Below are 10,370 nucleotides of genomic sequence, written 5' to 3' on the forward strand. Positions count from 1 at the left end.
CGCATCATGAATGACAACACACGTTTACTCCAATACTCGCGTTGGGTGGTGAGCCATCCCTGGAAAGTGATGCTCATCACTCTGTTGACAGTGTTAATGGCTGCCAGCGGTTTGCGTCTGTTCAGTCTAACCACCAGCTATCGCGTGTTTTTCAGTCATGACAATCCCCAGTTGGTGGCCTTTGAGCAACTGGAGAAAAATTTCACTAAAAACGACAATATCATGTTCATGGTCATCCCCAAGGATGGCAAGGTGTTTACTGAGTCCACGCTGAAAATCATCCGGGAACTGACTACAGACGCATGGCAGATCCCGTTTTCCATTCGTGTGGATTCGGTGACTAATTTTCAAAACACCCGAGCGGATGGCGATGACTTGTATGTGGGTGACTTGGTAGGCGAAGAAGCTGATTTGTCTCCCGCCGGTCTGGCGCATATTGAAAAGATCGCTTTGAGCGAGCCGGTGCTGCTCAACCGGATTGTGTCCGATAGAGCTCACGTAGCCGGTGTCAACGTCACCATTCAACTACCGGGCAAAAATCCCGCCACGGAAGTACCGCAAGCGGTAGCCTTCGCACGGGATCTGGCTGCAAAATTCGAATCCAAGTATGCCGATGTCAGTATTCGTTTAAGCGGCATTACCATGATGAATAATGCATTCTCCGAGTCATCTAAACAGGATATGCAGTCACTGGTCCCCATCAGTTTCGCTGTAATGCTGATCGCGCTGGGGTTTCTCATTAAAGGTGTTAGTGGGGCACTGGCCACCATGGTGTTGATCGTCTTTTCCATAGTCAGCGCTATGGGATTGGGATTCTACCTGGGCTTTCCCATCAGCCCACCTTCGTCCGCAACGCCCACTATCATACTCACAGTGGCCATTGCCAATGCGGTGCATGTGTTGGTGACTTATCTTCACGAACTGCGCCTGGAAAAATCCAAACCCGACGCCATGGTGGAGAGCTTGCGCATCAATTTCCAACCGGTATTCCTGGCCAGCCTCACTACCTCCATTGGATTTCTTACCATGAATTTCTCTGATGTACCCCCGTTCCAGCATCTGGGAACCATGGTAGCTATCGGCGTACTGGTATCGTTTATACTAGCGGTGTTTTTCCTGCCGGCCGTCATGATGCTGTTGCCGACCCGAGTTCGTCCGCAAAAACAAACCACCGGCGACCGACTGATGGGACGTTTGGGTAATACAGTGGTGAGCCATCGACGCAAGTTCATGTGGGGGATGTTGGGACTGATCGCAGTGCTGGTCGCTTTTGTCCCCAAAAACGAACTGAACGACGTTTTCGTACACTACTTTGATGAAAGTGTCACCTTTCGCCAGGATGCGGATTTCATGGCGGAAAACCTCAGCGGCTTGTATATCATCGACTACTCACTGGAGTCGGGTAAAAAGGACGGCATCAGCGATCCTGTGTACTTGAATGAAGTGGAACAATTCGCCGAATGGTTTAGGCGTCAGCCGGAAACCATTCATGTCAGCACATTTTCCGATGTGATGAAACGTATCAATAAAAACATGAATGGCGATGACCCGACTTACTATCGACAACCCGAGCGAAAAGATTTGGCGGCTCAGTTCCTGCTGTTGTATGAAATGTCTCTACCCTATCGCCTGGACCTGAACAACCAGATTAATGTGGACAAATCCGCAACACGCTTCACGGCAACATTGAAAACCATCTCATCCAATCAATTGATAGAACTGGAACAGCGGGCACAAAACTGGCTGGAAGCCAATACGCAAATTCTCAAAGGCTCCAAGGGCAGTGGCACCTCCTTGATGTTTGCCCATATAGGGGAAGTTAATATCAAAAGTATGTTGACCGGTACCACTTTGGCCTTGGTGTTGATTTCCATAATACTGATTTTCGCACTACGGTCCGTAAAAATTGGCATTGTCAGCATGGTACCCAATTTAGTACCCGCTGCGATGGGATTCGGGCTTTGGGGCATATTGGTGGGCGAAGTGGGCTTAAGCCTGTCCGTCGTTGCCAGTATGACCTTGGGAATTGTGGTGGATGACACGGTACACTTTCTCAGTAAATACTTGCGGGCCCGTCGTGAAAAAAACCTCAATTCGCAGGAGGCGGTGCGATATGCCTTTACCACGGTAGGATTGGCTCTAACTATCACTTCTATCGTGCTGGTCATGGGATTTTTAGTGCTGTCACTATCCAGTTTCCAATTGAATTCGGGTATGGGTCTGCTCACATCCGTGGTCATTGCCTTTGCATTGATGGCCGACTTTTTATTCCTGCCACCTTTATTAATGAAACTCGAGGAGAAAACCAATGAACAAGCGGATACTGGCGCTGACACTATGGTTCGCAGCACTGCCTCTGCTTAACGCCCAGGCGCAGACGGCAGAGGAAAAAGGGCTGCAGATAGCCCAAGAAGCTGATGTTCGAGACACGGGCTGGAAAAGCCAGAGTTCCACCATGAAAATGATTCTACGCAACGCCGAAGGCCGGGAAAGTACTCGCGCCATACGCTCCAAAACTCTGGAAGTATCCGGCGATGGTGATAAGGCTCTGTCGATTTTTGATACACCACCGGACGTGAAAGGGACTGCGTTTTTAAGTTACACCCATGTACAAAAGGCGGATGAACAATGGCTGTATTTGCCCGCCTTAAAACGAGTAAAACGGATTTCCTCCAACAACAAATCCGGGCCCTTTATGGGAAGTGAGTTTGCCTATGAAGATATCTCTTCCCAGGAAGTGGGAAAATATACTTATAAGTGGCTGCGCGACGAGAAAATTGAGAACCGGGATTGCTTTGTGGTGGAACGGGTACCCACCTATAAACACTCCGGATATACCCGTCTGATTACTTGGATGGACAAACAAACTTACCGTCCTCTGAAAATCGATTTCTATGACCGAAAAAACGAGCTGATGAAAACCCTGACACAACACGAATTCAAACAATACCTGGACAAGTACTGGCGTCCGTCGCGGATGGAAATGAAAAATCATGTCACCAACAAAAGCACGACGCTGCTTTGGGAAAACTTTCAATTCGGGATCAATCTGAGTGATAAGGATTTCGATCGAAATGCACTTAAAAGAATCCGATAATTCAATACACCATGTTCAGACCCATACTTATAAGTCTTTTACTCCTGTTTCCACTGACTGCCCTGAGTGACGGTCGGTGGTCTGGAAATGTGGAAACTCAATTTCGATACTTTCAACACCCCGGACTCTATGCGGAACAACAGCAAAGCTATGCGTCTATTGCCGTGGAGCCGCAATACACACAGCAATGGGACAATGGCAAGTACAGCTTTGGCTTTACCCCCTTTGTACGCTACGACCGACATGACGAAGAACGCAGTCACGCGGATGTTCGTGAACTGACCTGGTTGGGTGTGTATGCCGACTGGGAGTTACGCGTAGGCATACGCAAAGTGTTCTGGGGAGTGACTGAATCACAACACCTGGTGGATGTCATCAATCAGACTGACTTCCTGGAAAATCCCGACGGTGAGGACAAACTGGGACAGCCCATGATCAACGCCTCTTTCGTCAGTGATCTGGGCATTGTGGATGTGTATGTGCTCACCGGGTTTCGGCAACGCACCTTTGCCGCAAAAGACGGTCGACCTAGAACCCCTGTCGTGGTGGATACCAGCGGGAGCACTTATGAATCTTCGCAAGAAGACCGGCATGTGGATTATGCCGTGCGCTGGCATCATTCCGTGGATGTTTGGGACATTGGTCTGAGTCAATTTTACGGGACCAATCGTGAACCGACGCTAACCCCGGGACTGAACCCGCAGGGAGAACCGGTGCTTATCCCCCATTATGCACTCATGTCACAAACCGGCATGGACGTTCAAGCCACCATGGATAACTGGTTGCTGAAACTGGAATGGATTTCTCGTGACAGCACGAACCGGCGACACACGGCCCTGACCGGGGGATTTGAATACACCTTTGTCGGCATATTGGAATCCGCTGTGGATGTGGGAGTGATCAGCGAATACTTATTCGATGACCGCGGCGATGCGGCGGTTTTCAACAATCATCTGATGGTGGGCAGCCGTATCGCCTTTAACGATGCCCAATCCACAGACCTGCTGGCCGGTGTTATTTTAGACTTGGATAACAAGGGGCGCATGTTTAGTTTGGAAGGCTCACGACGTTTGGGTGACAGTTGGAAACTCAATCTGGAAGCCAGAGTATTTTCCGGCTTGGATGTCCGCAGCCTCCTCTATCCCTGGCGCGATGATGATTTTTTACAATTGAGTTTGGGGTGGTTTTTCTAGGCTTCCCAACGCGATCTCGACACAGCTCCTGACCCATACCCCCTCGGTCGAATTGTTGGGGCTCGTGCATATTTGTCCCACGTGGGCAACGAGTGGCCCCTACGGCTTTTTATCGACCGATTCTGCCGTTATCCGTGACAAGCCAATGAGCTGGGTTTGCAGTTCCTGCAAGAAGTCCCGCACCGTGGCGCCGTATTCCGGCCCTAATCTGAGCAACATTTTTTGCCCGCTGGAGAGATTTTCATAACGCGGATTGGCATATTGGTAGAAGACTTTGGGTTGCACCAACGCTACCGGATATGCTATTTCCGGCGCCTCTAACAAATGCCCAATCACCTCCACCAATCGGTTATTAAAATACCGATCAGGATATCCCAATTCTTCATAAGCTTCCTGGAACAAGGGATACAGACTCACATAGGTCAATAACAACGCTCGCATATTAAGGCTTTTGAGCGCTGCGATGTAAGCATCGTATCTTTGTACATTGGCCGGGTCCGTTTGAATTTGATTGCCGTTACGCAATGCGGTAAACGCTCCCGGTGCCGGCTTGAGTAAACGAAACCGTCCCGGCAAACTTTTCTCCGGAAGATTATCAATGCTGACCACAAAACGGGAGATGATGTCTTTCAAAACCAAGTGGCTAAGAAAATCCGGTTTAGGAACCACGGTCGCCAAAGCCCGCTGCACCACGGGATCACTGTCAGCCAGATTAGGTAAAGGTTCCGGTGTTGGTGCTGTATCCGCTGAAGGCTCATTGGCCAAAAAGGTATCCACATCGGGAACCAAATATTGGTTTTGCGGCGCTTCAAACTCTTCCTGGAACGGAATGGCAATGGGCTCCATAGGCTGTTGTTCCGGCGGATCCGTGTCCTTAGAAACGTAAAAAGTTGCCGCAGCGCCAATGACCACCACTAAAAGCAAGGAAAGCTTTGAATGTTTCATACACAAATGCTGTTAATCATATGACCTGACTTTTCCATAAGCGGCGGCGCTTGTCAAAGGTAAACTGCATTGGCGGGTATGAATGTCCATTGAAAACCTTTGTGAGTCTATCCCTATAAAGAAGGCCCTGTCGACTAAAGTTGGTTTTAGCGTCGCTCGGAGGTTAAAATAGCCACAACTTGAAACGATGCAGGTGTCTCATGTCCCCCAAGTCTTTGACGGAAATATTAGGTATCGAACAAACCTCCGTAAGTCATACCGAACGTTTAGTGTCGGCTTTGGGCGGCCTGGTTTCCATCATTGGTATCTTGCTGGTCAGTCGTTGGGTACTTCAAGGCGAAGCCGCCACCATGATTATTGCCTCCATGGGAGCCACTGCTGTGCTGCTGTTTGCAGTACCTCACGGCACTTTATCGCAACCGTGGGCGGTATTTGCCGGACATTTAATCTCGGCGATCATTGGCGTTATTTGCACCCTGAGCATCAGCCCCCAAGCCCTGGCAGCCGGTATCGCCGTTGGCGCTGCCATTGGGGTTATGTATTACTTAAAATGCATTCATCCTCCGGGCGGTGCAACGGCACTGGCGGCGGTATTGGGTGGTGATGCCACTCGAGAATTGGGCTTTCAATTTGTGCTCACCCCGGTCATGCTCAATGTGTTTATTATTGTAACGATTGCTGTTTTATTCAATTACCCCTTCCAATGGCGCCGCTACCCCAACGCCTGGCGAAAAAAGGACCTACCCACACAATCACCGTCTGCGGAAGTCAACGAAACATTAACGTTTTCCCATGAAGATTTTGAATACGCTTTAGAACAAATGGATTCGTACGTGGACATCACAGAGCAGGAAATGCGTCGCATATTCGAATTGATCCGAACGCATTCGCAGCAAACAGACATTAGTGTGGACCAACTCACTCTGGGTTCTTTTTACAGTAATGGTGAATATGGAAAAGACTGGACCGTGCGACAAATCGTGGATGAATACCACCATTCCGACCCCAACAAAGAAATGGTGGTGTATAAAACCGTTGCCGGTAACGGCCGTCACTCATCCGGTTATATGGAGAAAACCAGGTTTTGTCTCTGGGCCAAACACGAAGTCATTCGAGATAACGAAAACTGGAAACGCGTGGTACCCGGCCCCATAAAATAAATATATTGCACATGTGTACCAACAAAATCTTTACTTCACCACTTCATAACACGGTTTATACTTCTTGCCCGGCAACTTCATGCGATGCTGTTCCACAAATGCCCGTAACAACTCGTCCATGGGTTCCATAATGGACTTTTCACCACGAATCTCAAAGTGACCGTACTCTTCAATAGCGCGTATACCTTCATCTTTAACATTTCCCGCGACAATACCGGAAAAAGCCCGGCGCAAGTTAGCCGCCAAATGGTGAGTATCCTGGTTTTTGTGTAGCTCCAGTGCCGTCATATTTTGATGCGTGGGATTAAAAGGCTGCTGAAAAGCGTTATCAATATTCAATACCCAGTTGTAGTAGTACGCATCACTTTTATCGGTTCGAAACTGGCGCACGTGTTCAATGCCTTTACTCAGAGTTTGTGCCACCTGTACCGCATCATCCACAATAATGGTATACAGATTGCGAGCCTTTTCACCCAGGGTCTTGGCAATAAAACTATCGATTTGTCGAAAATATTCTTCAGCGCTTTTGGGTCCGGTAAACACCAGGGGAAAAGGAACACCCTGGTTGTCGGGATGTAACAATACTCCCAATATATATAAGATTTCTTCCGCTGTACCCACACCACCGGGAAATACCACAATACCATGGCCGGTGCGAACAAACGCCTCCAGGCGTTTTTCAATGTCCGGCAAGATCACCAGTTCATTCACAATAGGATTGGGTGATTCGGCGGCAATAATGCCGGGTTCAGTAACACCCAAGTATTGGCCACTGGTAATACGTTGCTTGGCGTGGCCAATGGTTGCCCCTTTCATCGGTCCCTTCATGGCACCCGGTCCGCAGCCCGTGCATATATCCAAACCGCGTAGACCTATCTGATAACCCACTTCCTTGGTATAATCGTATTCCTTACGTTTAATGGAATGCCCACCCCAACAAACGACCAACTTTGGGTTCGTCATGGGGCGCAATATGCCGGCGTTGCGCAAAATATGAAACACGGCATTGGTAATACCTGCAGAGCTGTCCATATCGAACTTGGGATTATCGTTTATCTCGCCCCCCACATAAACCACATCCCTTAACACAGCAAACAAATGTTCATTGATTCCTTTTATCATTTTGCCATCAACAAAAGCCGAAGCCGGCGCGCTTTTCACTTCCAGCTTTATGCCCCTCTCCTGGGAGACGACCTTTATGTCGAAGGACTGATAGCGTTCCAACAACTCTTTGCCATCATCCATGTAATTTCCGCAGTTCAACACAGCCAAAGAACAATTACGAAAAATGTTGTATAAGCCGCCGGTGCTGGTATCCAGCAAGCGACTTACTTCTGATTTTGACAACACATCCAAACGCCCCTGAGGGGTTATGCGTGCATCCACCACGGATTCTTTGATCATTTATCGACCGACCTTGTATCAATGAATTATTGTTTTATCTTAGCCGAAGCATTTTAGTCGAGTTGATTCGGGTATAACATAAACCGTTGCATTAACTGTGCTCAGCGACGGAAAACTACCCCGCATTCGTTATAGGAATGACAGGGCGACAGCAGGGTGCCCGATTTGTTGTCAAAGCACCTCGAGGACAATCCAGTGAACAACCATAAGCCTATGAAATATTTAACCATTTTTCTTTTCCCCCTATTGCTGCTAACATTTTCCACGACAAACAGCTTTGCTCGTGACCTGTTGCGAGATCTGCCCCAACCTCGATTTGACAAAGAAAACAACGAGAAAGACAAGAAACACAAACATCCGAGTAAAAAATTTGACGCCCCAAAACTTAAACCTATTGAAAAACCATTCAAGTCTCCCCAACTCCGACAGGAACCGCGCCGACACAAATCCGAGCAAGGCCTGCGCCAAAAAATAGAACCGGGATCGTCACGGCACAAACTCAGACCGAAAGATTCACAAACGCGTCAATCCAAACCGGTGAACTCTAAGGAACGTCCACCCACCACTATGCGGGTGACGCCCTTGGTACCAAAAGCGAAACACCAACCGGCGCCCACACGCAAATCACAGTCTGAACCTCGGTCTGAGCCTAAGCTATCGACACCCAGACTTTCTGAGCCCAGGTTGTCTGAGCCCAGGTTGTCCAAACCAAGGTTGGATACACCCGGGCTTTCCAAGCCAAATCAGGACAAACGTTCAAAACCCAAAGAAAAATCCTGGAACAATTTGTTGGACATGCCGGATGCTCATGGGGTCATTCGTCTTCCCGGTAACACACACAAATCCGGTTCAAGCTCGAATTTAAAAATTCCCAAACCCATTCCCCCGGCCCGCCTGTTGGAACACTGGCAAGACAGTATCATTGCCAAACACCGCCACAAACACTCGCACCGTGGCGAAAGTCATCACCACTATCACCAAGACCACGGCCCCCATTACGACTATTACCATCGTCACCGTTATGTGTATTACCGCACGCCATGGTATAACACGTGGTATTTGGCCCCTATCTTTGTACAACTGCCCTTGGTGGGTGACTCGGTCAACAACTTACCCCGTGATGCGGTGACACTACACGTTGATGGCGATGACTATTTCTATCACGAGGGGGTATTCTATTATCAGTATCGCGATCAATACGTGGTAGTTTCCGCACCTATCGGCGCTGAAATTGAATTACTCCCTTTAAACGTTATTGCCTTTAGCTTGGATCAAAACAACTATTATTTTGCCAACAATACCTATTACATCTGGAGTGAATCCCACGAAACCTTTGTTGTGGTGGACCAACCAGCAGGAGCGGCTCCCGCGATTGCCGAGAGTACGGCTTTACGTTTGTGGATTACGCCGCGGCGTAATCAAAATATAAAACGCCAATCCAGAGATCGGTTTGAATGCCATGACTCTGCGGTTGCCCGTACAGGGATAGATCCCACATTAGAAACCCACGATTACCATTGGCGTGACATCCAACACTACCAAAACAGCATGGCCCGTTGCTTGGAAGACAGGGGTTATATTGTCCGGTAAAATCGCGCTCATAAAACCGCTTCTATAGCAGCAGTATGCTGATATATACTAGGACCACCGCGTTTCTGAAAGGAATTCTCCATGCGTTGGAACTGCATTTATGCAGGGTTTTGCCTGCATCTTATCCTTGTTTTGCTGACATCCTGCAGCGCTCCTGCTGACAGTGGAAACAACGATGTTCAGGGTAACACAAACGCCAATCAGCGCCCTGTTGCCGTTATTTTGCCGGCAACTGAACAATCGGTGATTGTGGGCGACCGAATTCGGTTCCGAGGCGACAACAGTTACGACCCGGACAATAATACGGTTCTCGCTTACCAATGGACCTTCAGCGGCGCTCAAACATCCATAACGCAATCCGGTATTAGTAACCCCACGGTTACTTTCAATCAAACAGGTAGCGTAACAACCACCCTTACGGTAAGTGATAGTCTCGGTTTGCGCTCGGTTCCTGTCAGTGTCCGTATCAATGTGGCAGCGGTAGGGTCAAATCTGCCACCCAACGGCAGTATCAGCCATGATGCCGGTATTGGCGCAAACGGCAGCACCGGTAACTTCAGCATAATCAGCGGAACCACAGCGGTGTTCCAAGGCAGCGGCAGTGACCCCGAAAACGATACCCTCACTTATTTGTGGAGTTTTCCCAATGGAGTGACTGCACCAACCAGTCCCGGCAGCAGTCCTTTTAATGTCAGCTTTCCCAACACAGGCAGCTTCACGATTTCCCTGAGTGTACGGGATAGCGCGGGCAATACCGACCCCACACCGGCAAGTGTCACTGTCAGTGTTGGATCACCCGGCGTCAATCAAGCACCCAATGGCAGCATCAGTCATGATGCCGGTAGTGGCGCAAGCGGCAGCACCGGTAACTTCAGCATAATCAGCGGAACCACAGCGGTGTTCCAAGGCAGCGGCAGTGACCCCGAAAACGATACCCTCACTTATTTGTGGAGTTTTCCCAATGGAGTGACTGCACCAACC

8 protein-coding genes are annotated in these 10,370 nt (G+C 49.0%); 6 read left to right on the forward strand and 2 right to left on the reverse strand.

Going from position 1 to position 10,370, the window contains the following annotated elements:
• Positions 1-6 precede the first annotated feature (6 nt).
• The 3 genes from OEY58_16635 (at position 7) to OEY58_16645 (ending at position 4,290) form a co-directional block, all read left to right on the forward strand.
• Positions 7-2,364 carry an efflux RND transporter permease subunit gene (locus OEY58_16635; GenBank protein ID MDH5327085.1) on the forward strand — a complete coding sequence of 786 codons (2,358 nt, stop codon included), beginning with the start codon at positions 7-9 and terminating at the stop codon, positions 2,362-2,364.
• The gene (locus tag OEY58_16640) at positions 2,309-3,097 is read left to right on the forward strand and encodes an outer membrane lipoprotein-sorting protein (GenBank protein MDH5327086.1); all 789 of its coding nucleotides are present in this window, start codon (positions 2,309-2,311) and stop codon (positions 3,095-3,097) included. Before OEY58_16635 ends, OEY58_16640 begins: the two co-directional genes overlap by 56 nt.
• 89 nt (positions 3,098-3,186) lie before the next feature.
• On the forward strand, positions 3,187-4,290 hold the full coding sequence (locus OEY58_16645; protein MDH5327087.1) for a hypothetical protein: 1,104 nt from the start codon (positions 3,187-3,189) through the stop codon (positions 4,288-4,290).
• A gap of 99 nt (positions 4,291-4,389) precedes the next feature.
• Here the strand turns inward: OEY58_16645 and OEY58_16650 are convergent, their stop codons facing one another.
• Positions 4,390-5,235, reverse strand: a complete 846-nt coding sequence (locus tag OEY58_16650; GenBank protein ID MDH5327088.1) for a DUF3014 domain-containing protein — start codon at positions 5,233-5,235, stop codon at positions 4,390-4,392.
• 200 nt (positions 5,236-5,435) lie between these two features.
• Here OEY58_16650 and OEY58_16655 point away from each other — a divergent pair, with 200 nt between their 5' ends.
• A complete protein-coding gene (locus OEY58_16655; GenBank protein ID MDH5327089.1) occupies positions 5,436-6,395 on the forward strand; it encodes an HPP family protein in 960 nt (319 codons plus the stop codon).
• A 30-nt stretch (positions 6,396-6,425) separates the two neighbouring features.
• On the opposite strand, the gene ppnN is transcribed toward OEY58_16655, so the two are convergent.
• Positions 6,426-7,781, reverse strand: coding sequence for a nucleotide 5'-monophosphate nucleosidase PpnN (ppnN, locus tag OEY58_16660; protein MDH5327090.1), 1,356 nt, complete (start codon positions 7,779-7,781; stop codon positions 6,426-6,428).
• Between the two features lie 213 nt (positions 7,782-7,994).
• Here ppnN and OEY58_16665 point away from each other — a divergent pair, with 213 nt between their 5' ends.
• Positions 7,995-9,389, forward strand: a complete 1,395-nt coding sequence (locus OEY58_16665; GenBank protein ID MDH5327091.1) for a hypothetical protein — start codon at positions 7,995-7,997, stop codon at positions 9,387-9,389.
• Between the two features lie 81 nt (positions 9,390-9,470).
• Positions 9,471-10,370: PKD domain-containing protein (locus OEY58_16670; protein ID MDH5327092.1), on the forward strand; the 900-nt coding region annotated here is incomplete at its 3' end.

Source organism: Gammaproteobacteria bacterium (genome assembly GCA_029882975.1).
Lineage (GTDB): Bacteria > Pseudomonadota > Gammaproteobacteria > SZUA-152 > SZUA-152 > JAJDNG01.